Genomic DNA, 23,845 nt, shown 5'->3' with positions numbered 1-23,845 from the left:
GCCATGGAGCCCAGCAAGCGCCGATTGTTATCCGGGATCGCCGCCCTCACCGCAGGGGCGGCCCTGATCCCCGTCACCCAGGTTCAGGCGCAGTCCGTTCCCGCTCCCCGCAACGGGCGGGCGGCCATCCACCGGGGGGACGGGCGCAAGCGTTACGGCATGCTGATCGACCTGCGCCGCTGCGTCGGCTGTCAGGCCTGCACCGTGGCCTGTACCATCGAAAATCAGCCTCCCCTCGGCCAGTTTCGCACCACGGTGAGCCAGTACGAGGTGAGCGACGTGGCCGCCCTCGAGGCTCCCGCCTCTCTCTTGATGCTGCCGAGGCTGTGCAACCACTGCGCCGAGCCCGCCTGCCTCGATGTCTGCCCCACCGGCGCTACCTTCCAGCGCGATGACGGCATCGTGGTGGTCAACAACGACTGGTGCGTCGGCTGCGGCTACTGCGTGCAGGCCTGCCCCTACGACGCCCGCTTCATCAACCACGAGACCAACACCGCCGACAAGTGCACCTTTTGCGCCCATCGGCTGGAGGCGGGGCTCTTGCCCGCCTGCGTCGAGAGCTGTGTCGGCGAGGCGCGCATCATAGGCGATTTGAACGACCCCAAGAGCCGGGTAAGCCGCTTGCTGCGCCAACACGAGCCAGCGCTCAAGGTGCTCAAGCCGGAGGCCAATACCCAGCCGCGGGTCTTTTATCTCGGTATGGACGAGGCCTTCGTCAGCAAGGTCGACGGCAACCCGGCCCTGCGCACCCTGCTCACGGACGATGGCAAGGAGATAGCCCATGGTCATTAACGAACTGCTGGCCCCGGCTCAGCCCATCACCTGGCTGCCCTGGGCGGTGCAATATTTCTTCCTCATCGGCCTCGCCTACGGAGCCCTCTGGCTCGGCGCCTTTGAGCTGTGGCGCAAGGCGCCGGACCCGCGGCTGCAGACCCTCGCGGCGGTGCTGATGGTGGCGGCCGGTCTGGTGGCCCCCATCGCCCTGACCGCGGATCTGCACCAGCCGGCCCGGGCCTGGCACTTCTACGCCCAGACGCGCGTTGGCTCCATCATGTGGTATGGCGCCTATCTGCTGCCGCTGTTCAGCCTGCTCTCCATGCTGCTCGGTTGGCTGCTGCTAAGGCCCGCCCTGGCCCGGCGCGGTGCAGAAGGGGACAAGATAGCCCGCCTTGCCAGGCTGCTCTGTCTGGGAAACTGGTCGGGGCACGTCTGGCTGCGGCCCCTCTCTCTGCTGGCCGCCCTGAGCGGGCTCAGCATCGCCCTCTACACCGGGCTCGAGACCATGGCGGTGGCGGCGCGCCCGCTCTGGCATACCCCCTGGTTGCCCTGGCTGCTGACCCTGAGCGCCGTGCTGGGGGCCCAGAGTGCCCTGCTGTTGCTCAACCGCTTGCTGACGGGCTGGGGGGCCGAGACCGAGTCGACCCTGCTGCGCCAGGGTGGCTGGACATTAGGCCTGCTGGCCCTCTCCCTGCTGGGCTGGGCCCTGTTTGGCGGCGCCTCGGCAGCAGAGGCCGCGGCCCTCTATCGGCTCGACCCGAGCTGGCGGCTGGCGGTCCACTGGCTGTTGCTGACCCTGGGGCTGGCCAGCCTGCTGATGCTGATGCGGCGAAGGATCTCTGCCCGCCTGGCACTCTGGGGGCTGGGGCTGCTGGGGCTGCACCTGGTGTGGGGCCTGCGCTGGCTGCTGCTGATCCAGGGGCAGCTCGCGCCCAAGTACGGGGCTGGCGTCTATCTCTATGAAATTGCCTGGGGCCCGGCCGGTGTGCTCGGCATTCTCGGCACCTTCGGTCTGTTGCTGGCCCTGCTGGTGGCCCTCTCGGAGCTGGTGCGCCCCTCTGTTTCCCCCGCCATCAAGGCACCCACTCCTTTTGCACGCGAGGCACTCTGATGGATCACAGCAAACGCAAGTTTCTCAAGGGCGCCGCCATCGCCGGCGGCACCGGATTGTTCGTCGCCGGCTACAGCGACACCCTCAAGCAGGTGGCGACTGGTCTCGCCACCGGCAGCTCGGGCCAGCCAACCCGGGATCCCATCCATGGCAACTCGCTGGCCGTGGAGTACCGGGTTGATGAGCAGGGAGAGTTGCACCCCAACCCGGCCCAGCGGGTTGCCAACACCATGTGCCTCGGCTGCTGGACCCTGTGCGGAGTGCGGGCCCGCATCGACAACGAGCGCGACCAGATAGTGCGGATCCTGGGCAACCCCTATCACCCGCTCTCCGCCCGCCACCACATCGACTTCAAGACCCCGGTCAAGCAGGCGCTGCTCGCTACCAGCGGCTACCAGGAAGGGGGGCTGGACGGGCGTTCCACCGCCTGCGCCCGGGGCAACGCCATGCTGGAGCAGCTCGACAGCCCGCAGCGAGTCACCCGCTGTCTCAAGCGGGTGGGGCCCCGTGGCAGCGGCCGCTGGCAGAGCATCCCCTTCGAGCAGCTGGTGGCCGAGGTGGTGGAGGGGGGCGATCTGTTTGGCGAGGGCCAGGTTGATGGGTTGCGGGCCATTCGCAACCTCGCCGAGCCGCTCGACCCGGCCAACCCGGAGTACGGCCCCAGGGCCAACCAGCTGCTGGTGAGCAACGCCTCGGACGAGGGGCGGGATCACTTCATCAAGCGCTTCACCTTCAACAGCTTTGGCACCCGCAACTTCGCCAACCACGGTGCTTACTGTGGCCTGTCGTTCCGGGTCGGGGCCGGCGCCCTGCTGGACGATCTGGAGAAGAACGCCCACCTCAAGCCGGACTGGGACGAGAGCGACTTCCTGCTGTTCATGGGCACTTCGCCCCAGCAATCGGGCAACCCCTTCAAGCGCCAGTCCCGTCAGCTGGCGGCGAACCGGGCGCGGCCGGGCAAGCCGTTCTCCTACGTGGTGGTGGCCCCCAGCCTGCCCAACACGGTGAACATGCCGTCCGCCCCCGCCAACCGCTGGCTGCCCATCCGCCCTGCCACCGACTCGGCGCTGGCCATGGCCATGCTGCGCTGGATCATCGACAACGACCGCTACGCCGAGTCCTTCCTGACGGCACCCCATGCTGCCGCCGCCGAGCGGGCCGGCTATCGCGGTTTTTGCAACGCCAGCCATCTGGTTGTCTGTGACGAGGGGCATCCGCGCTTCGGCCAGATGCTGCGGGCCAGCGATCTTGGCTTGCCCTTTGATGGGGAAGCCTATGGGGAGGGGGACGCCATGCTGGTAGAGGAGGCGGGTAGCGGCGAGCCGAGACCCGCCGACCAGTGTGAGCGGGCCAACCTCTGGGTGGATCGCACCATTCAGGGCCCCAAGGGGGCGCTGATGGTGAAGAGCAGCTTCCAGCTGCTGGCCGAGGCGTGCCGGGAGCACACTCTCGCGCAATACAGCGCCGAGTGCGCCGTGCCAGTGAGCGATATCGAGGCGCTGGCGCGGGAATTCACCAGCCATGGTACCCGGGCGGCGGTGGTTTCCCATGGCGGCACCATGAGCGCCAACGGCTTCTACTCGGCCTGGGCCATCATGATGCTCAACGTCATGGTAGGGAACTTGAACGCAAGGGGCGGCGCCGTGGCGAGCGGCGGCAAGTTCGATCCCTTCGGGGCGGGGCCGCGCTACGATCTGGCGAGCTTCCCCGGCATGGTCAAACCCACCGGCGTCTTCCTGTCGCGATCCAAGTTCCCCTACGAGAAGACCTCTGAGTATCGGCGCAAGCGCGAAGCGGGCCAGAATCCCTATCCGGCGCAAGAGCCCTGGTTTCCGATCTCGGGCCCACTGCTCGGCGAACACCTGACTGCGGCGGTGAACGGCTACCCCTACCGGCTCAAGGCCTGGATCAACCACATGGGCAACCCTCTATACGGCCAGGCCGGGCTCGCCAAGGCCATCGGTGAGCAACTGAAAGACCCCAAGGTGCTGCCGCTCTTTATCAGCATCGACAGCTTCATCAACGAGTCGTCGGCGCTGTCGGACTACCTGGTGCCGGACACCCTGACCTACGAATCCTGGGGTTGGGCCACCGCCTGGCACGGGGTGATGACCAAGGTCTCCACCGGTCGCTGGCCCATCGTGGAGCCCCGTGTTGCCAATACTGCCGAGGGGGAGCCGGTCTGCATGGAGTCCTTCTTTATCGCGGTGGCCAAACGGCTGGGACTGCCGGGCTTTGGCGAGGGGGCGCTCAAAGGGGCGGATGGCAAGGTGCACGGCTTGAACCGGGCGGCGGACTTCTCCCTCTACGGCGCGGCCAACGTCGCCTATCTCGGCGAGCCGGTGCCTGCCATAGATCCTGAGGATCTCGCCTGGTCCGGGGTGGAGCGGATCCTGCCAGTGCTGAACGCCACCCTGAGTGCGGAGGAGGCGGGCCGCGCCGCTTATCTCTTCGCTCGCGGCGGGCGCTTCGAGCCGGCGGCCAAGGGGCGCGACGAAGCGGGTCAACCGAGCAAGCGCTGGCCAAAGCCGCTGATGGTGTGGAACCCCGAGGTGGGCAGCCGTCGTCACAGCCAGAGCGGCCAGTTCTTGAGCGGCACCCCGCGCTTCTTCCGCCCCCAGCTGGCGGACGGCACGCCGCTCAATGAGGCGTTCAAGCCGGCCCAGTGGCCGCTGCTGCTCACCAGCTACAAGTCCCACACCATGAGCTCCATGAGCATCGGCTCGGATCGCCTGCGCCAGGTGAACCCCAGCAACCGGGTGCGGCTCAATGCGCAGACGGCGGCGCAGCTGGGGATCGAGAGCGGGGACAGGGTACGGGTCAGCACCCCGGATGGCAGCGTGATCGGGGTGGCCGAGTGCGTGGCCGGGGTGCAGGCCGATGCCATCGCCATCGAACACGGCTTCGGCCACAAGGAGCTGGGGGCGCGGGAACACTGGATAGACGGTCAGAAAGTGGTTGCCAATCCGCTGCGCGGAGCCGGGGTCAACCTCAACGATCTGGCGGTGCTGGATCCCAGCCGCCATGGCCGCTACCCCCTGGTGGACTGGGCCATCGGCTCGTCGGCCCGCCAGGGGCTGCCGGCCCGGGTGGAGAAGCTGGTATGACGATCCAATGAAAACGGGGCCTGCGGGCCCCGTTGCTTATCTGCTCTGCGTCACTGTCACAGTTTGAAGTCGACCCACACCAGGCGGTGATCCGAGCTGACGCCCTTGGCGATGCCCAGCTTGGCGTCATACACCAGGTGGTAGCCCGGCTCGAAGCTGGCCGGCCAGAACACGCCGGAGGCGACCGCGTTCAGGTTGGCGGAGGGCAGCACGTGGTCGAGCTGCAGGCCGCTGCTGCTGGTGATGCGCTCCGGGGTGGGGCGGTTGTTGTTGCGCTTGCACTGATCCGGCTGGCTGGCGAGGCACTCGGGGCCGCCCTGGCTGACCGGGATCAGGGCGCCGTTGGTGACCGCCTGATTGACCAGCACATGGTTGTGCAGATCCTGAATGGCGGTGAGATCCCCATCGCCAATCTGGGGATCGGCATTGAGATCACCGGCGATGACGAACTTGGCACCCTCGGCCAAGCCACCCGCCTTGCCGGCGTCATCCACCATGTAGCTGGCGGTCTCCACGTAATCCTGCCAGAAGGCGACTTCGGCCCGGTTGTGCTTGACGTTGTGGCGCGCCGCGTTGCCGAAGATGGGCGGAGTCGGGTGGGAGATGAGGAAGTGGATCACCTCCTCCTTGTTGCCGCGCTTGATGCGCACCGGCACGTCGGCGTGGTTCTTGGACGAGAGCGGGAAGGCCTGCCAGGCGGCATCGTCATACCAGGCATCGCCGCACTGGCGGCCGGCCGGGATCGGCGCCTTGGCATTGTTGCAGTCGTCGATGACGGGGTTCACTTCGCCCGGCATGTCCTTCCACTTGAATTTCTGGAAGGTGCGGATCTGCTTGGTATCGATGGGGTACTGGGACATCACGGCGAAGGCGTACTGGCCGTGGTAGTTGCCAAAGCCCCAGGCGTCGTCCGGCCCGTTGTTGACCTTGCCGTCCAGGTTGAGGTCATGGCCGCTCATCAGACCGGTGTTGGTGGCAAAGTTCTGCAGCACCGGGTAGCTGATGGCCTTCACCTCGTCGTGCTGGGCGTGGGCCAGGTAGTTGTCGTTGAAGGCTTTGAGGTCCGTAGTGTCGGCGCCCTTGCCGTCATTGTCGAATTCGTTGAGCAGGAACACATCCGGCCGGGTGCGCTGGATGATTTCGGCGATGTTGCGGATCTGCTGCACGTCGAGGGCCTTGGTCTTCTCGGCGCCGCTCAAGGTGCCATCGGCGAGGCGGGCCAGCAGGGCATCCTGCTCGGTGCGACTGAGGGCCAGTTCACCGGCGAGCATGCCGGCGGCGGTGCGATCGAAGGAGAGGTTGAAGGTAGCGAAGCGAACCATGGGGGTCGGGGTCTCGGAGTCATTTTGGCTGTTACAGCCTGCCATCAATCCGAGGGAAATGGCAGCGGCCAGTAGGGATTTGCTGATATTTTTCATTGTAATATTCCGTAGCATCAATAAGTTATACCTTGCTCATGGGGAGCGAAGGCGTGCCCATTATAGGGATCCCGGCCGACAGTCGGGCTCTGAATGGGCCAAAGTGTGAGACCATTCACAGAGCAAAACGGGGAGGCGAGATGAGTCGGCGACAGACGGCCCTGGTGGTCGAGGGGGGCGCCATGCGCGGCATTTTCGCCGCCGGGGTGCTGGATGCGTTTCTGGCCAAAGGCCGCACGGCGTTTGATCACTGCATCGGGGTATCGGCCGGGGCGGTCAATCTGGCGGCCTTTCTGGCCGGTCAGCAGGGGCGCAACCACAACGTCATCACCGACTACTCCTGCCGTCCCGAGTTCATCAACCTGGCCAAGTTCTTGCGCGGCGGACACTGGCTTGATCTCGACTGGCTGTGGGCGATCACCATCCGCGAGTGCCGGCTCGATCTGGCACGCTTTGCCGCCAACCCGGTGCCGCTGACCGTGGTGGCCACCCGGGTAGCGGACGGCCAGGCCGCCTACCTCAAGGCCAACGCCGCCGAGCTGGAGCAGCAGATCAAGGCCTCCTGCTCGGTGCCGCTGGTCTACCGGGATTTCGTGCGCATCGACGGGGAGGCCATGACGGACGGCGGGGTGGCCGACTCCATTCCGGTGCGCCACGCCTATGAGCAGGGGGCGCGCGACATCACTGTGGTGCTCTCCCGCCCGTTGGGCTATCGCAAGCGGGCGCCGCGCCTGCCAGCCCTGCATCGCTATCTGCTGCGCGAGACGCCGGCCCTGGCTCGGGCTAGCCTGTCGCGTCATCAAAGCTACAACGATGCCATCGACTTCATCCGCCAGCCGCCGGCCGATTGCCGCATCCGGGTCATAGTGCCGCCGGCGGGTTTTCGGGTCGGCCGCATGACCACCGACCGGGGGCGGCTGGAGCAGGGTTACCAGATGGGCTGGCAGGCGGCCCTCGACTACCTAGGGAGCGCTTAGGCGCTCTTTGCACACCGTTGCGGCCCCGATCGGGGTCGCCACCATGAAAGCGCATGGCGATGGTGCAGCAGATCTGCGACGCGTCATTTCGCCCGCTCATTCCCCTTTTGCGCGGCGGTGGCTGCACTCGGTTGGTCTGCTTAATATGTAGCTGGATAATTATTTGCGATATTTACAGCGAAATGGTCAGGATTGCCGCCATGAAAAAATATCACTATTAAGTTGTGCTAAATAATCCACGAGTCAAATTGTGACCGAATAATAAAGCGGTTGGGGAACTTTTCTGATTGGTGATATTTGATACGCATCAATTTAAATAAAATCTGTTTTTATTCATATGTATAGTTCAACTTAACTTATGCGAAATAGATTATTCGCTGCGGGTTGAATCTGTTTACATCAATGGCGAATTGATAGCCTGACTTCATCTCGGCTACTGTCCCCTCTCGATTCGTTTGGGTAGCAAACGGATACAAAAATAATAACAACAGAGACTGGACGCATTGATAAAGAGTCATCTTTATTGATTTTAATCCTGCCAAAGGAGCCGGAATAATGAGTGGTTTATCTTCCCATCATATTGCCCAAAATATATTTGCCGAGCTGTTGCCTTATCGCCGCCGCTTCCCCGATCCCATTCTGGATCGGCAGCAGGAGGAAGCAGAGGTGGCCGCCATCCAGATCCCCCGTCTGCAGGCCTTCATCGAGCGGGGCGAGACCATCACCTGCGTGCTGCCCGCCTTCCCCACCAAGTCGCCCAATCCGAACAAGGTGCTGGGTACCCTGCCGGACATGGCGGAGCGGCTCTCCCTCAGCTTTCTTAACCACCTCTGCCAGCGTATCCAGCTGCACTACGCGCCCGGCATGCGGATCCTCATCTGCTCGGACGGCCACGTGTTCGGTGACCTCATCCGGGTGGCGGACCCGGCCATCGACGCCTATCAAGCCCACATCGAGCAGCTGATCCTGGAGCTGGGGGCGACCCACCTCGGGGTCTTCCACCTGGGCATGGTGGCGGGCATGGCCGAGTTTTGCGCCAGCCGCGACTTCGACACTCTGCGCGAACAGCTGGTAGAGCGCTATGCCGAGCCGCTGGCACAGATAACGGAAGAGGTAAGAAGCACCGAGGAGGGCATTCGCCTCTATCGCGCCATGACCCGCTTCCTCTATGAAGACAGCCAACTGCCGGACACCCCGCTCTCCAACACGGCGTTGCAGCGGGATGCCAAGGCGCGCACCCATGCGGTGATCCAGCGCAGCCGCGCCTGGGGCAACCTGCTGGCGGAGCGCTTCCCCGAGGCGATCCGTCTCTCCATCCACCCCCAGGCGAGCCACAGCCTCAAGATGGGCATCCACATGCTGCCGACCCGGGATGACTGGCTCACCCCCTGGCACGGGGTGGCGGCCAACCTGGATGGCCAGTTCGTGCTGATGAAGCGGCGCGACGTGCTGGCGATGGAGCATGAGCTGGTCCATATCCACGGCCGTCCGAGCCACTACCTGATCAACGGCAAGCAGGCCGCCGCCTGAGGAGTTTCCCATGACTGCATCCATCGTTACCCTCGGTGGCGAGCGCTGCCGCATCCTGCCACAGGCCCCGTTCGGCCTGCTGATTGAACCGGCCCGTAACGCCCAGCCGGTGCAGAGCCTGGCTATCGAGGCGCTGCGCGAACTGGCCCGCCGTCACGGCGTGCTGATCCTGCGCGGGTTCGAGTCCGGCTTCACCGATCCCGAGCGGCTGACCCGCTACGGCGAGGGGTGGGGCGAGATCATGATGTGGCCCTTCGGCGCCGTGCTGGACGTGAAAGAGCACGAGAACGCCACCGACCACATCTTCGACTCCAGCTATGTGCCGCTGCACTGGGACGGCATGTACAAGCCGACCCTGCCCGAGTTCCAGCTGTTTCACTGCGTGCACGCCCCGGCGGCGGACGAAGGGGGGCGCACCACCTTCATCAATACCCGTCAGCTGCTCACCGAACTCGACGGCGAGCGGCTGGCCCGCTGGGAGCGGGTGCACATCACCTATCGCATCAAGCAGGTGGTGCACTACGGCGGCCAGGTGCGCTCGCCGCTGCTGGTGCCCCACCCGGTGAGCGGCGAAACGGTACTGCGCTACAACGAGCCGCCGCGGGAGGGGGTGCGTTTTCTCAATCAGCATGCCCTCGAGATTGAGGGGGTGGCACCGGCCGAGCAGGCCGCCTTCCTGCAGGATCTGCACCAGCGGCTCTACGATCCGCGCTACTTCTATGCCCACCAGTGGCAAGGGGGAGACGTGGTGATCGCCGACAACCTCGGTCTGCTGCACGGCCGCGAGGGGTTCACCGCCCGTTCCGCTCGCCATATCCAGCGGGTCCACATCCAGGCCAGCCCGGTCTGTCTCAACCCGGCGCTGGCGCCGCAAGGGGCGGCGTGATGGCGACCATTTTGCTGGCGGCCACCGCCACCCCGGGCCACGTCAATCCCATGCTGGCGGCGGCCCGTCTGCTGGTGGAGGAAGGGCACAGGGTGCTGATGCTGTGCGGCGCCCTGTTCGAGCAGCGCATCCGTGCAGCCGGCGCCGAATTCGTGCCCTTCGCCCCCGAGGTGGACTTTGACTACCGGGCGCTGGAGCGGCATTTTCCCGAGCGGGCCAGCCTGAGCGGCGCCACCCAGATGGCGCTGGCACTCAAGCGCTTCTTCGCCGCCCCCATGGCGCAGCACGATAGCCATTTGCGGGCGCTGCTCGCGACGGAGGGGGTGGATCTGCTGCTGGTGGAGAACGGCTTCTACGGCGTGCTGCCGCTGTTGCAGCAGAGGGACGGGCGGCGCCTTCCCATCCTGATGCTGGGGGTGAACCCGGTCTCCTTCTCGAGCCCGGATGCCATCTTCTACGGCCCGCGCATTCCTCCCGAGTTGCGCCGCTCCCTTGGCGAGCTGCCCTGGCTCGATGAGCCGACCCGGCAACTGCAAAGGGAGGTACAGCAGAGCTTCGATGCCGCGCTGGCCGAGGCGGGGGCGCCGCCGCTGACGGCTCCCTTCACCGATGTGATGGTGACGGCCCCCGATGCCTTTTTGCAGCTCTCCTGCGCCGGCTTTGAATACGAGCGGCCGGAGCTGGAGGGGCTGATCCGTTATGTCGGCCCGCTGCTGCCACCCCGGATTGAGCTGACGCCACCGCCCTGGTGGGAGCGGCTCGATGAGCGGCCGCTGGTCATCGTCAGCCAGGGCACCCTGGCCAACGTGGATCTGGGGCAACTGCTGATCCCGGCCATGCAGGGGCTGGCCGGCGACGAACTGCAACTGCTGCTGACCACCGGCGGGCGGGATCCGGCGCGGCTGGGCGCCGCCGTCCCGGCCAATGCCATCGTCACCGAACACGTGCCGTTCGAGCTGGCGCTGCCCCGCGCCGCCGTGCTGGTGACCAACGGCGGTTATGGCTCGGTGCAGGCCGCGCTGGCCCATGGAGTGCCGCTGGTGGTGGCGGGCACCGGGGAGGACAAGGCGGAGGTGGCCACCCGGGTGGCGTGGAGCGGTGCCGGCATCAATCTGCACAGCAACGAGCCGACGGCGGACGCGGTGGCGGCGGCGGTGCGCAAGCTGGTGCACGAGCCGCGCTATCGGGCCAGGGCCCGGCTGCTGGCCGACGAGATGGCTGCGCTCGATGCCCGCGCCGCCATCGTCGGGACGGTAGCGGCCCTGCTCGGCGGGCAAGGGTGATCCCGTGATGAAACAGGGAGGCTCGATGGCCTCCCTGTTGTTCAGCTTGCGCTCAGTTTGTGGCTGCTAGGGTGGCCAGGGTGACAAGAGGCGGCGTCAGCGGCGCCGGATGCGCTTTTTCATGCAAAAAGAGCGATCCCGACGTTGAATTTTTGGCCGACTCAGGAAAGAATGCGCGCTCGGTAATCGACCTCGGACGCAAGGTGACTCGTCACGGGCCAGACCGAGGATGAAATGGCCGTCGGCCAACTTGGTACAGGAAACCACACAGGAATTTTATGAATCCCCTTCGCACTGCCGCTTCGGCTCTTTTATGTACTCTGGCGCTGGTCAGCCAGCAGGCCGCCGCCGTTGAATACCAGCTGCCTGCAGCCAACAGCCGTCTGATCGGTGAGAACCAGGAGTACGTGGTACCCGCGGACAATCGTCCGTTGGAGCAGATCGCCTCCGACTTCCAGTTGGGTCTGACCAACATCATGGAAGCCAACCCGGGTGTCGACCCCTACCTGCCCAAGGCGGGCAGCAAACTGGTCATCCCCCATCAGCTGATCCTGCCCAACGCTCCCCGCGAAGGGATCGTCATCAACGTGGCGGAGATGCGTCTCTACTACTACCCGAAAGGCAAGAACGTGGTGCAGGTGCTGCCCATCGGCATCGGCCAGCTGGGGGTCAACACCCCGGAGAACTGGATCACCAAGGTGGAGCGCAAGCGCGCCAACCCGACCTGGACCCCGACTGAGAACATCCGTCGCCGCTACGCCGCCCAGGGCAAGACCCTGCCTGCAGTCTGGCCGGCCGGTCCGGACAACCCCATGGGTCTGCACGCGCTCTACATCGGCAACCTGTACGCCATTCACGGCACCAACGCCACCTTCGGCATCGGTCTGCGAGTGAGCAGCGGTTGCGTGCGTCTGCGCGCCGACGACATCAAGTACCTGTTCGACAACGTGCCGGTCGGCACTCGTGTCCAGTTCGTCAACCAGCCGGTCAAGACCACGGTCGAGCCGGATGGCGGTCGCTACATGGAAGTGCACGAGCCGCTGTCACGCAACGAGGAGGAGTTCAACTCCACCGCCTCCGTGCCGCTGCCCATGACCCAGGCCACCACCCGCTTCATCGCCCACATGGACAGTGACTCCAATGTGGTCAAGCAGGTGCTGGAACAGCGTACCGGCATGCCGACCCGTCTCAACCCGCAGGTCTGATGACCGGGGAGACTGGCTAATGCACAACGGCGACCATGAGGTCGCCGTTGTTGTTTCTGGCACAGCCATCGGTTATCAGCTGGCAGGAGGGGCATAGAGGGCCAGCCAGTTGCCCTCGGTATCTTCGATGATGACCCGGGAGCCATGGCCGCTGCCGATGCTGTGCAAGGGTTCGAGCACCCGTCCGCCGATCTTGGGCACCAGCTGTTCAGCCTCCTGCAGGCGCTGGCCAAGGGCGAGGTAGATGAGGGGGCCCGTGTGCCCCGGCTGGTGGTACTTGTCCATGGGGCCGAGACAGGCCGCCGCGTTGTTGCCATCGTGGCGCAGCATGGCGAAGCGGATCTCCTCCTGTATCGGCGTGACCGGCACGTCGAGCAGGGCCGAGTAGAAGGCCATGGCGCGATCCAGATCCCGTGTCGGAATGTCGGCCCAGACCAGGGTATTGTCCATCTTGGTGATCTCCAGCATGTTCCGGCCGATGCGACCGGCGGCGCTGTTCCTTGCTGGCGGCCTCTGGCGGCAGCTCGCAGGCAGCTTCCTAGAGGTTAGGAGCGGCCCATGCGGGGCGCCAGAGCTAAAAAAGCGGCGCCTGATGGCGCCGCTTTCGGGTGGGGAACGGGAGGTTTTTTCCCTCGATATACAGTTACTTGCCGGCGATGCTCAGCCCGCCGAAGCGGACGAATGGAGAAGCATGATGCTCCTGGTCATCCATAGATGGCTACTTGCCTGCAATGCTCAGCCCGCCGAAGCGAATGAGCGGGGCATAGAAGCTCTTGCCATCGTCGTGGTGCAGCACGTTGGCGACCGCTTCCAGCTCACCCAGCAGGCGATAGAAGTTGCCCGCCACCGTGATGCCGCGCACCGGCGCCACCCGCACGCCATCCCGGCACAGGAAGCCGGAGGCGCCGAACGAGAAGTCGCCGCTCACCGCATCGGCGCCGGAGTGCAGGCCGTCCAGCTTGACCAGCTCCAGGTACTCGCCGCCTTGCGCCTCGGCCTCGCTGTGGGGGCCGAGCCCGAACACCAGGTGGCGCGGGCTGACATCCAGCGCACTGCGGGCGCTGCGCGCCGCCGAGCCGTTGCTGGCTAGGCCGAAGTGGTGGGCGGTGGCGCTGTTGTGCAGCAGGGTTTTGAGCTCCCCTTCGCCGATCAGCAGCAGATCCCGGGTGGGGGCACCCTCGCCATCGAAGGCCTTGATGTGCATGCCGCCCGGCATATAGGCCCGGCTCTCCAGGGTGAGCCAGCGGGAGGCCACCGACTGGCCCAGCTTGTCGCGCCAGGGGTTGATCCCCTGCTGGGCCCATTTGCCCGACAGCGCTGACTGGAAGCAGCCGAACAGGCTGGCCAGGGCATTGGTGTCGAAGATGGCGCTGTAGTGGCCGCTCGGCACCGCTTCTCCCGCCAGCAGGCCGTCGGCCACGGCGTGGATCTGGCGGATGAGGGTCTGGCTGTCCAGCGCATCGAAGCGGCGCTCATACTGCCCCTGGGAGAACATGGACTGACGGCCGTCGCGCTCGATGAGGGCGGAGCTGTAGCAGCCGACGCTGAACGCCTGATGCTGGCAGAGGCTGCCCTGGCTGTTGGCGAGCCACAGCCGGCCTTCTCCCTCGAAGAAGCTGTTGTAGGGGGCGCCGGTCACGTCCGGCAGCGCCAGCATGTCCGACTCGAGGCGCAGGGCCAGGGCAATCTTCTCCTCCACGGGAGTGGTGTCGGGTTGATTGATCTCGGCGCAGTCGGTGGTGAGCCGGCTCTGCTGCACGGTGATGGTCTGATCCGGGTCCACCTTGGCGAAGCGGCTGGCATCCAGCGCATCCTGCAGCATGGCGGCTAGCGCCGACTCGTCGAGGGACTCCGAATAGGCGATGCCGACCCGGCCCTCTTTTATCAGCCGAATGCCGATCTGCTGGCTGCTGGTGACCTTGTATTCGCTGAGCTCGCCCTTGTCGGCCTTGAGGGAGAAGGCCTTGTCCTGGTTGGCGATGATGTCCGCCTCGGCACCGAGATCGGCGACCTGGTCCAGCAAACGGGTCAGTAGTTGGTTCATGTCGAGTTGGCTCATCAGGCGTTCCCTCCGACCAGGATATTGTCGACCTTGAGCGGCGGCTGGCCGACGGATGCCGGGATTGAGCCGGAGACCGAGCCGCACATGCCGGCGGAGAGGGCCAGATCGCGCCCCACCATGGAGATCTCCTTGAGCACCTGCGGGCCGGTGCCAATCAGGGTGGCCGACTTGAGTGGCCGGGTGATCTTGCCCCCCTCGATGAGGTAGGCCTCCTGCACGTTGAAGTTGAACTCGCCGGTGCCGGGCTGCACCGAGCCCCCTCCCATCCGCTTGGCATAGATGCCGTGCTCCACGGTTGCCAGCATCTCGTCCAGGCTGTGATTGCCCGGCTCTATGTAGGTGTTGCGCATGCGCGAGGCCGGCGCGAACTTGTAGGATTCGCGGCGCCCGGAACCGGTACGGGCGTAGCCGGTGCGCAGGGCCCCCATCCGGTCCACCAGAAAGCCGGTGAGCACGCCATCCTTGATGAGCTGGGTGTGCTGGGTCGCCATTCCCTCGTCATCGACGTTGATGGAACCCCAGGCGTTGCCCTGCAGCCCCTCGTCCACCGCGCTGACCGCCGGATTGGCGATGAGCTGGCCCATCTTGTCGTGGAACACCGAGGCCTTCTTGGCCACCGAGGTGGTCTCCAGCAGGTGGCCGCACGCCTCGTGGAAGATGACGCCGCCAAAGCCGCTCTCCATGATGACCGGCAGCTTGCCGCTCGGGCAGGGGGCGGCGCCCAGTTTCACCAGTGCCTGGCGGGTGGCGGTGAGGGCCAGCTCGCGGGGATCCACGCCGGCGGCGTGCTCCCAGCCCATCATGGCGCCGGGGGCTTCGTAACCCACGCTCTGTTCGCTGCCAAGGGCGGCGATGGTCTGGGCCATGATGCGGTTGTAGTGACGGCGATCGCTCACCTGCACCCCTTCGCTGTTGAAGATCTCCACCTCCTGCTCCCAGCCCAGCACGTTGCCGGCAAACTGGCTCACCTTGGTGCTCTCGGCGCGGGCCGCGGCATCCATGGCGTGCAGGTAGGCGATCTTCTGTTCCAGCAGCTTGTCGGCCGACAGCGGCAAGGCCACCGGGTTGCGATCGCTCAGGCGACTGAAATCGAAGGCGGTGGCGGTCACCACGGGGTCACGCCGGTCCTTGGCCGCCAGCAGGCTGACGATGCGCAAGAGCTCATCGCGGCTGGCCAGGTTGGTGTAGCCATAGAGCACCTTGTGGCCGTAGCACAGGCGCACGCCGATGCCGAAATCGAGGCCACCGCTGATGTTTTCTATCTGGCTGGAGAGCAGGCTGAGCTGGCTGCGGCGCTTGCGCTCCACAAACAGCTCGGCGAAGTCGGCACCCAGCGCCAGCGCGTGATCGAGCACGTCGCGGGCGATGGCGGGGGCCAACAGGGAGAATGGGGTCATAGAATTTCCTTATTCTGGTCTGTCCGTTTGCTTCCGATACCCGGCTGTGATTGTTATGGGGTACCGTTTCCATTGTTGCAGACCAGCACAAAAAAGTCGCTATAGCGTCATGCGATGATACCGATTGAGAAAATCGGAGCGATTTATGCGCCCGGCAGCCCGAAACCCGGCCGCCGGTAGTCAGGGAGGCGTCGCCGTTGACGTTTGTTCAAGGGGGCCTTTCCAGGTCTTTTTCGTCATGCCATGCGGGGAGAGGGCGATGGCTGGGGGCCATCGCCAGTTGTATCAGGCAACCCTGTGTGGTTGCTGGCTCACAGCAGCTCGTGGATCTCGCTCAGGATCTGGTCAACCCACTGTTCGATGCGGGATTCGGTCTGGTCGTACTGATTGGCGTCGTCGAGCGCTAGGCCGACGAAGTGACGGCCATCGTCGATCAGCGCCTTGGAGGCATCGAACTCGTACCCCTCGTTGGGCCAGTAGCCCACCAGCTTGACTCCCTTGGGGACCAGCTGATCGTGCAGCAGGCCGAGGGCATCCTGATACCATTCGCCGTAACCCAGCTGATCACCCATGCCGAACAGGGCGATGATGCGGCCTTCCAGCTCGACATCCTGGATGTCTTCCCAGCGGGATTCCCAGTCCTCCTGCAGCTCGCCAAAGTCCCAGGTAGAGATGCCCAGGATCAGGATGTCGTACTCCTGCATGAGGGTGAGGGGCACATCCTTGATGTTGTGGAGATCGACCAGCTCGGGGCCAATGAGGGCGCGGATCTTCTCGGCGGCCATCTCGGTGTAGCAGGTGGTAGAGCCGTAAAACAAACCTATCTTCATCGCTCTTCTCTTGATCGCAGTCGGCAATGGGGGCGGGCAACCGCAGGGTGGCGCCCGGGGGAGGGCGTCAGTCTAGCAGATTGGCCGGCGCGCTTCACCGCCTGGCGGGCGATGGACAACGGCAACTTGCGGCCGCGGTGGGTCGGCACGTTACAATGGGCCATGTTTCCCCTGAGCGCGGCGCACCATGAGCAAGTCTGAATCCCATCCCCTGATCGAGCCGTTTCTGGACGCCCTCTGGCTGGAGCGGGGTCTCTCCGACAATACGGTCAGCTCCTATCGCACCGATCTGGAAAAATTCTCCCTCTGGCTCGACGAGCAGGGTGGCTCCCTGCTGCTGGCGGGGCTGGACGATATCCAGCACTATCTCGCCTGGCGGGTGGACCAGCAGTTCGCGGCCAGCAGTACGGCCCGCTTCCTGTCGGCCCTGCGCCGTTTCTATCAGTATCTCAACCGGGAGAAGCTGCGCAGCGACGACCCCACCGTGCTGCTGGAGGGGCCCAAGCTGCCCAAAAAGTTGCCATCGGATCTCAGCGAAGCCGAGGTGGAGGCGCTGCTGCAAGCGCCGCTGGTGGACGAGCCGCTGGAGCTGCGGGACAAGGCGATGCTTGAGCTGCTCTACGCCACCGGGCTGCGGGTCTCCGAGCTGGTGGGGCTGACTGCCGAGCATGTCAGCCTGCGCCAGGGGCTGGTGCGGGTGGTCGGCAAGGGTAACAAGGAGCGACTGGTGCCCATGGGAGAGGAGGCGGTGCACTGGCTGGAGCGCTACTACCGGGAGGCGCGTACCCTGCTGCTCGGCGGCACCAGCTCGGACGTGGTGTTCCCCTCCAAGCAGGCGCGCATGATGACCCGTCAGACCTTCTGGCACCGCATCAAGCTCTATGCCCAGCGCGCCGGCATCCAGGGCGAGCTCTCCCCCCACACCCTGCGCCACGCCTTCGCCACCCATCTGCTCAACCACGGCGCCGATCTGCGAGTAGTGCAGATGCTGCTGGGCCACGCGGATCTCTCCACCACCCAGATCTACACCCACGTGGCCAACGAGCGGCTCAAGGCGCTGCACGGCCAGCACCATCCGCGCGCCTAAGCGAGAGAGAGGCGGTCCTTCCCTTCCTGTTTGGCGCGATAGAGGGCGGCGTCTGCCTGGGCAAGCACCTGGGCGGGGGGCGCGTCCAGCGCCTCGGCCAGCCCGCCGCTGAAGGTGACGGTCAGGCCGGGCTCGCGCCAGTTCTGCTTGCCCATGGCGCGGCGCCACTGCTCCATCTGCTGATGGGCCTCCTTCAGCCGACCCTGTTCGAAGATGGCGACCAGCTCCTCGCCGCCAAAGCGGCAGAGAGTAGCCTTGCCATCCAGCAGCTTGCTGCCGAGGGAGGCGGTGCGCCTGAGCACGCTGTCGCCGGCGGGGTGGCCATATTGGTCGTTGATTTGCTTGAAGTTGTCGATGTCGATGATGGCCAGCACATAGGGAGTATGCTGCTGGTGCAGCTCGGCCAGCAGGGTGTCCATGTAGCGGCGGTTGTAGAGCCCGGTCAGGGCATCGCGCTGGGCTTTTTCGCTCTCGGCCAGCATCTGGTCGGAAATCATGGTGATCTCCTCTTCCAGCTCTTCGATACCCGGAATGCGAGGGATGATGAGGGGCTGGCCCGGCGGGGTTATCCGCAGCTGGCGCACCACCTGCACCAGCATGCCGATGGTGTTTTCCAGTCGCTGATGGAAGATGACGGCCACCAGTATGTACATGGTGAGCGAGAGGAGCAGCCCGACCATCATGGTGGGTAGCAACTCCTTGATGACGAAGGAGTTGCTGAACGGGTAGATGATGATGACCCGCCAGTTGGGGTTGTTGGTCAGGGTGTAGTAGGCGATCAGCTCGTCATTGTCGCTCAGCAGGGAGCCGCTGCGCCCCTTGAGTTCGGCCAGCCGCTCGTCATCAAGCGGGGCGCCGTTCTTGAGGGGATCGCTGTGGGCCACCACGCTGTGGTTTTTCATGTCGTACAGCAGATAGCTTATCTGGCGCCCTCCCTGCAGTAACCGGCCAATCCGTTGCGATATCTCCGACAGGTCGATATCGATGCCGATCACCGCCAGCAGCTCTCCCTGCCGGTTCAGTACCGCCCGTGACAGGGTGATGACGGGGACGTGCTGAATGGCGTCGAGGTAGGGGGCACTCCAGACGTTGATACCGGGGGTCTTGATCGCCGCCTGATACCAGTTGCGCCGGCTTGCATCGAACGAACCGGGAATGGGCAGATGGGCGAAGTTGACCAGCTTGTTGTCCCGCTGCACATAGTAAAGCCCCTTGAGCATGCTGCCGGTGCGGCTCAGTTGCTGCCACACCTGGTGATGGCGCTGGCTGAGCACGGAGGGCAGGATGCCGTCATTGAGCTCGAGATCCGCCGCCAGAATGTTGATCTGTGCATCGACGGAGGCCAGTGCGCCATCCCACTGCTGGGCGGAGCTGTTGCTGAAAAACTCGAACCGGTTGCGCATCGTCTCCTGCTGCTTGGTGACGAACAGATAGCCGCTGCCGGCGGTCAACAGCAGCAGGGGCAGGGCGAGCAGCAGCAGATATCGCAGGATGAAGCTGTGATGGGGCCTGGCTGTCACTGTGAGGGGGGGCATGATGGCGACTCCGGTAGCGAATGCGGTTCGGTTAGGCTCGATATTACGCCCGTTCTGTCGGGCGGGGAGGGTGGGCGGCTCATTTCGTGATGGCAGGGGCCTTCATGCGCCTTGCTGGTTGCCCTCAGTCTAACTTCTGGTATCAAAAAAACCGCCAGAAGGCGGTTTTTTTCGAATACACGACAGGAGCTGGCGCTTATTTTCCCTGCTGGGATTTGAGCAGATCGCGGATCTCGGTCAGCAGCTCCTGATCCTTGGTCGGGCCGGCCGGGGCCGCTTCCTCTTCCTGCTTGCGCTTGAGGGTGTTGATGGCTTTCAACCCCATGAAGATGGCGAAGGAGATGATCAGGAAGTCGATGATGGTCTGGATGAACTTGCCGTAGGCGATGACCACGGCCGGGGTGCTCCCCTCGGCGGCCTTCAGGGTCACGGCGAGGTCGCTGAAGTCCACGCCCCCCAGGATCAGGCCGATGGGCGGCATGATCACGTCCCCGACGAAGGAGGAGACTATCTTGCCGAAGGCGGCACCAATGATGATACCGACCGCCATGTCGATGACGTTGCCTCTGGACGCAAAGGCCTTGAACTCTTGAATCAGACTCATTTTCCCCTCCAAAAATGGGCAGGGTACGGCCAGCGCCGCACCGGTATTTGAATAATTAAAGCTTCAGGAAAACAGAGGATGACCGTCGTGTTTCCTGTCGTCCCGGTTAGCTTGCTGGGCCTTTGCCCGATTGGCAACCTGTCAGATCGGGATTTTTTTGCGGCCCTCGCTATTAATCAATCGGTAATTAAGCGGTTGAGGAGAGAATATTCACTGAGTTACCTTGTGAGTCCATTCGTTCATGCCAAGTGAGTAAAAGAGTGAAGTATTTACTGCTGGGAATGATGCTGCTGGGCTCTTTTGCCGCCAGCGCGGGGATGGATCCCCAACTGTTGAAGCAGACCATAGAGCAACGGCTCGGGGTACAGGTCTATCTGGTGGACGAGACCCCCATGCCCGGTCTCTACATGCTGGGCACCGCCCAGGGGCTGCTCTATACCGATGCCAGGGGCGACTATGTGCTGCAGGGCACCATGCTGGATCTGGCCCACGACATGAAAAACCTCACCATGCTGGGGCTGCGTCAGCAGCGGCAACTGGCTCTGGCCCAGATCGGCGAGCGGCGGGTACAGCTGCGGGCCGAGCAGGAACGCCATCGCGTCACCCTGTTTACCGATCTCGCTTGCAGCAGCTGTCGCACCACCCTGGCAGAGCTGCCGGTCCTGCAGGCGAGGGGGGTCAGCGTGCAGCTGCTGCCGGTGCTCGGCACCTTTGCCGATCTGGCCGAGGCGCAGGCGCGTTGGTGCGATCCCCGGCAGTTCGGCGCACTGGATCTCAGTGATCGTTTGCCTGAGACCGGCTGTAATGAGATCCTTGCCCATCATATCGGCCTGAGCCAGTGGCTCGGGATCAAGGCGCTGCCGAGCTGGGTCCTGCCAAATGGCGACCTGGTGCGCGGTTATCAGAGCCCTGAACAACTGCTCAAGATACTGGATCACATCAATGCCCCTGCTAATCCGTCGTCGTCCGCGAGTTGATGATTCCCATCTGCCCGCTACCCTGCACCCGCTGCTTCGTCAAATCTTCGCCAGCCGCGGGGTCGAAGATCCCGCTCTGCTGGAACGCAGCGCCAGCCAGCTGCTGCCGCCCCAGCGCCTGTTCGGCATGGCGCAGGCGGTGCCGCTGCTGGCCGAGGCACTGACGGCGCAAAAACGCATTCTCATCGTTGGTGACTTTGACTGCGACGGCGCCACCAGTTCGGCGCTGTGCGTGCTGGCGCTGCGCGCCATGGGTGGTCGCCACATCGATTTTCTGGTGCCCAACCGCTTCGAGTTCGGTTATGGCCTCACCCCCGAGATCGTCGAGCTGGCGGTGGCCCGCGGCGCCGAGTTCCTGATCACGGTGGACAACGGCATCTCCAGCATCGCCGGGGTGGCGGCGGCCAAGGCGGCTGGTATGCAGGTACTGGTTACCGATCACCATTTGCCGGGCCAGGAGCTGCCTGACGCCGATGCGATAGTGAACCCCAACCAGCATGGCTGCGACTTCCCCTCCAAGTCGCTGGCCGGGGTCGGGGTTGCCTTCTATCTGATGGCGGCCCTCAACACCCAGCTGCGCCAGAGTGGCTGGTATGAGCGCCAGGGGCTGCGCGCCCCCAACGTGGCGGATTACCTCGATCTGGTGGCGCTCGGTACGGTCGCCGACGTGGTGGCGCTCGATGGCAACAACCGCATCCTGGTCCATCAGGGCTTGCAGCGGATCCGGGCCGGCCGTTGCCGTCCCGGCATCCAGGCGCTGGTGGACGTGTCGGGTCGCGACGGTCGTCGTCTGTGCGCCGCCGATCTCGGCTTTGCGTTGGGGCCGCGCCTCAACGCGGTGGGCCGGCTCGACGACATGTCGCTTGGGGTCGCCTGCCTGCTGAGCGAGGACATCAACCTGGCGCGCCAGCTCGCATCCGAAATGGACAGCCTCAACCAGGAGCGCAAGGAGATCGAGCAGGGGATGCAGCAGGAGGCGCTCGCCACCCTGGAGCAGATCCGTTTTCGTGACGGCGAGGTGCCGTCGGGTATCGTGCTGCATCGGGACGAGTGGCATCAGGGGGTGGTGGGGCTGGTGGCCTCCAAGGTGAAGGAGAAGTACTACCGCCCGGTCATCGCCTTTGCCGAGAGCAGCGAGACCGAGCTCAAGGGCTCCGGGCGCTCCATTCCCGGGGTGCACCTGCGCGATGCGCTGGAACTGCTCGACACCCGCCACCCCGGCTTGATGGGCAAGTTTGGCGGCCACGCCATGGCGGCCGGGCTGACCTTGCCCAAGGCCAATATCGAGGCCTTCGGTCGGGCCTTTGAGGCGGTCATCGGCGAGCTGGTGACGCCTGAGCTGTTGACCGGGGTACTGCTCACCGATGGCGAGCTGCTGCCCGATGAACTGAGTCTGGAGCTGGCGGAGCTGATCCGCGCCTCAGGCCCCTGGGGCCAGGCCTTCCCCGAGCCGCTGTTTGACGGCGAATTCGTGCTGGTGCAGCAGCGGCTGGTGGGGGAGAAGCACCTCAAGATGATGCTGACCACGGATTCCGGCCACGCGGTGGATGCCATCGCCTTTGGCGTCGACTTGCAGCGCTGGCCCGATGCCTCGGTGAAGCGGGTGCGGCTGGTCTACCGGCTCGACGTCAACGAGTGGCGCGGCAACCGCAGCGTGCAGCTGCTGGTGGAGCATCTGGAGGCCGCCGGCCTCTGATCCCGTGAGTCTGTTTGACTGCCGATGACGGCCACCTCAGGGTGGCCGTTTTTTTATGGGGTGAACCCGGATTTTGCCGTTGACCCGTCTATTGCTTCACAGTTTAAGCTTCCCTGCATCGGGTCACAGACCCCTCAGCGAGTGGTTGTCATGAAAATATCCGAACTGGCCCGGCGCTGCGGCCTAGCCCGCTCCACCCTGCTCTATTACGAAAAGCTGGGGGTGATTGCGGGCACGAGGGCCGCCAACGGCTATCGCCACTACGACGATGAAGATCTGCAGCGGTTGCGGATGGTACAGGCCCTGCAGGCTGGCGGCCTTAGCCTCAAGCAGTGCCTCGCCTGTCTGGCGGGCGAGCTGGAGCAGGCGACACTGGCAGCCCGGGTCAGGGAGCTGGATGAAGAGCTGGCGCAGATGCAGCGCGCCAGGGATCTGCTGGCGGATCTCGCCGGTTTGCGTGCGCACTCCGGCGACGAGTTCAAGGGCTGGCAGCGGCAACTGCAGCATCAAGCCCCGCAGGCCTACTTTGCCTGGGTGATGAAGCAGGGATTCAGTGAAAAAGAGCGTTACCACCTGCAATGGCTCAGCAAAGACATGAACGAACATGAGCGCTACATAAGGGATTTCAAGCTGCTGCTGGATGGAATGAGTTATTGGGGGCCGGGGGATAGCCTCTTCACCCAGCAGCAGTTTGCCGCGCTGCCCAGCCAGCCTCGCCGGATCCTCGACATGGGTTGCGGGCGCGGCGCCGCCACCCTGGCGCTGGCACAGGTGACGGACGCCACCATGGTGGCCATCGATCTGGACGAGGAGGCGCTGGCCGCCGTGGCCCGCAGCGCCAGTGCGGCGGGGCTGAGTCAGGTCACCACCCTGTGCGCCAATATGGCGGACTTGCCCATGGAACTTGCCCCCGCCGATCTCATCTGGGCCGAGGGGAGCGCCTACACCATAGGGGTGGCCAACGCCTTGCAAGCATGGCGGCCGTACCTTGCCGGCCCTGCTGCCTGCCTGGTGCTGAGCGACCTGGTGTGGCTGACGGACACGCCGCCAGAGGAGGCACTGGCGTTCTGGCAGCGGGATTATCCCGCCATGCAGACGCTGGCGGGTTTGCTGAAGACGGTGCAAGAGGCGGGTTATCGCTGTCTGTCGCACACCCTGTTGCCACAAAGGGCCTGGCACAACTATCTGGATCCCATCGAGCGCAATCTGGCGCGCCATCGCGCCGAGCTGGGGGATAGCCCCGCCTGGCAGGATCTGAGTCGGGAAGTGGCCATCCACCGCCAATACCTGGGCAGCTACGGCTATGTGATCTGCTGCCTGCAGGCAGCCTGATCAGGTCATCCATTGCAAGAGAACAAACGGA

The 23,845-nt window shown here is 64.7% G+C and carries 19 protein-coding genes; 12 read left to right on the top strand and 7 right to left on the bottom strand.

Going from position 1 to position 23,845, the window contains the following annotated elements; all coding sequences use genetic code 11:
• The first annotated feature begins 3 nt into the window (after positions 1-3).
• The 3 genes from dsrO to E5E96_RS01940 are packed head-to-tail and all read left to right on the top strand — an operon-like array spanning position 4 to position 4,995.
• A complete protein-coding gene (dsrO, locus tag E5E96_RS01950; RefSeq protein WP_171281453.1) occupies positions 4-792 on the top strand; it encodes a sulfate reduction electron transfer complex DsrMKJOP subunit DsrO in 789 nt (262 codons plus the stop codon).
• A complete protein-coding gene (gene nrfD / locus E5E96_RS01945; protein ID WP_171281452.1) occupies positions 782-1,888 on the top strand; it encodes an NrfD/PsrC family molybdoenzyme membrane anchor subunit in 1,107 nt (368 codons plus the stop codon). The genes dsrO and nrfD overlap by 11 nt, the downstream gene beginning before the upstream one ends.
• Positions 1,888-4,995 carry a tetrathionate reductase subunit A gene (locus E5E96_RS01940; protein WP_171281451.1) on the top strand — a complete coding sequence of 1,036 codons (3,108 nt, stop codon included), beginning with the start codon at positions 1,888-1,890 and terminating at the stop codon, positions 4,993-4,995. The genes nrfD and E5E96_RS01940 overlap by 1 nt, the downstream gene beginning before the upstream one ends.
• Positions 4,996-5,051: 56 nt before the next feature.
• On the opposite strand, the gene E5E96_RS01935 is transcribed toward E5E96_RS01940, so the two are convergent.
• Positions 5,052-6,413, bottom strand: coding sequence for an endonuclease/exonuclease/phosphatase family protein (locus E5E96_RS01935; protein ID WP_171281450.1), 1,362 nt, complete (start codon positions 6,411-6,413; stop codon positions 5,052-5,054).
• A 140-nt stretch (positions 6,414-6,553) separates the two neighbouring features.
• On the opposite strand from E5E96_RS01935, the gene E5E96_RS01930 reads away from it, so the two are divergent.
• From E5E96_RS01930 to E5E96_RS01910, 5 genes are all read left to right on the top strand, one after another.
• Positions 6,554-7,390, top strand: coding sequence for a patatin family protein (locus E5E96_RS01930; protein WP_049048193.1), 837 nt, complete (start codon positions 6,554-6,556; stop codon positions 7,388-7,390).
• Positions 7,391-7,945: 555 nt separating this feature from the next.
• On the top strand, positions 7,946-8,920 hold the full coding sequence (locus E5E96_RS01925) for an L-tyrosine/L-tryptophan isonitrile synthase family protein (RefSeq protein ID WP_011707054.1): 975 nt from the start codon (positions 7,946-7,948) through the stop codon (positions 8,918-8,920).
• 10 nt (positions 8,921-8,930) lie between these two features.
• Entirely contained in the window at positions 8,931-9,806 is an 876-nt protein-coding gene (locus tag E5E96_RS01920) for a TauD/TfdA family dioxygenase (protein WP_024944250.1), read from the top strand.
• Positions 9,806-11,089 (top strand): glycosyltransferase, encoded by a 1,284-nt coding sequence (locus E5E96_RS01915; RefSeq protein ID WP_171281449.1) that lies wholly within the window; start codon positions 9,806-9,808, stop codon positions 11,087-11,089. The genes E5E96_RS01920 and E5E96_RS01915 overlap by 1 nt, the downstream gene beginning before the upstream one ends.
• Before the next feature lie 278 nt (positions 11,090-11,367).
• Positions 11,368-12,294 carry a L,D-transpeptidase family protein gene (locus E5E96_RS01910; RefSeq protein WP_011707051.1) on the top strand — a complete coding sequence of 309 codons (927 nt, stop codon included), beginning with the start codon at positions 11,368-11,370 and terminating at the stop codon, positions 12,292-12,294.
• A gap of 75 nt (positions 12,295-12,369) precedes the next feature.
• Here E5E96_RS01910 and E5E96_RS01905 read toward each other — a convergent pair whose 3' ends face one another.
• From E5E96_RS01905 to fldB, 4 genes are all read right to left on the bottom strand, one after another.
• Positions 12,370-12,762, bottom strand: a complete 393-nt coding sequence (locus E5E96_RS01905; protein ID WP_024944248.1) for a VOC family protein — start codon at positions 12,760-12,762, stop codon at positions 12,370-12,372.
• A 250-nt stretch (positions 12,763-13,012) separates the two neighbouring features.
• Positions 13,013-14,353, bottom strand: a complete 1,341-nt coding sequence (locus tag E5E96_RS01900) for a TldD/PmbA family protein (protein WP_043159830.1) — start codon at positions 14,351-14,353, stop codon at positions 13,013-13,015.
• A complete protein-coding gene (locus E5E96_RS01895; protein WP_011707048.1) occupies positions 14,353-15,753 on the bottom strand; it encodes a TldD/PmbA family protein in 1,401 nt (466 codons plus the stop codon). The genes E5E96_RS01900 and E5E96_RS01895 overlap by 1 nt, the downstream gene beginning before the upstream one ends.
• A 311-nt stretch (positions 15,754-16,064) precedes the next feature.
• Entirely contained in the window at positions 16,065-16,583 is a 519-nt protein-coding gene (gene fldB / locus E5E96_RS01890; protein ID WP_011707047.1) for a flavodoxin FldB, read from the bottom strand.
• Between the two features lie 187 nt (positions 16,584-16,770).
• On the opposite strand from fldB, the gene xerD reads away from it, so the two are divergent.
• Positions 16,771-17,670, top strand: coding sequence for a site-specific tyrosine recombinase XerD (gene xerD, locus E5E96_RS01885; protein ID WP_039215876.1), 900 nt, complete (start codon positions 16,771-16,773; stop codon positions 17,668-17,670).
• Here the strand turns inward: xerD and E5E96_RS01880 are convergent.
• Positions 17,667-19,205: a sensor domain-containing diguanylate cyclase gene (locus E5E96_RS01880; protein WP_171281448.1), complete on the bottom strand. Its 1,539-nt coding sequence runs from the start codon at positions 19,203-19,205 to the stop codon at positions 17,667-17,669. The two genes, xerD and E5E96_RS01880, sit on opposite strands and share 4 nt — an antisense overlap.
• A 196-nt stretch (positions 19,206-19,401) precedes the next feature.
• Complete coding sequence (gene mscL, locus E5E96_RS01875) at positions 19,402-19,809, bottom strand: large-conductance mechanosensitive channel protein MscL (RefSeq protein WP_017409264.1); 408 nt, start codon at positions 19,807-19,809, stop codon at positions 19,402-19,404.
• Between the two features lie 260 nt (positions 19,810-20,069).
• On the opposite strand from mscL, the gene E5E96_RS01870 reads away from it, so the two are divergent.
• The 3 genes from E5E96_RS01870 (at position 20,070) to E5E96_RS01860 (ending at position 23,814) form a co-directional block, all read left to right on the top strand.
• Entirely contained in the window at positions 20,070-20,786 is a 717-nt protein-coding gene (locus E5E96_RS01870; protein WP_017409263.1) for a disulfide isomerase DsbC N-terminal domain-containing protein, read from the top strand.
• A complete protein-coding gene (gene recJ, locus E5E96_RS01865; protein WP_043159833.1) occupies positions 20,752-22,482 on the top strand; it encodes a single-stranded-DNA-specific exonuclease RecJ in 1,731 nt (576 codons plus the stop codon). Before E5E96_RS01870 ends, recJ begins: the two co-directional genes overlap by 35 nt.
• A 150-nt stretch (positions 22,483-22,632) precedes the next feature.
• On the top strand, positions 22,633-23,814 hold the full coding sequence (locus E5E96_RS01860) for a MerR family transcriptional regulator (RefSeq protein ID WP_171281447.1): 1,182 nt from the start codon (positions 22,633-22,635) through the stop codon (positions 23,812-23,814).
• Positions 23,815-23,845: the final 31 nt, after the last annotated feature.

This window comes from Aeromonas sp. 1805, from assembly GCF_013085525.1.
Classification (GTDB): Bacteria; Pseudomonadota; Gammaproteobacteria; order Enterobacterales; family Aeromonadaceae; genus Aeromonas; species Aeromonas hydrophila.
This window is presented reverse-complemented; position numbering and strand designations above follow the sequence as displayed.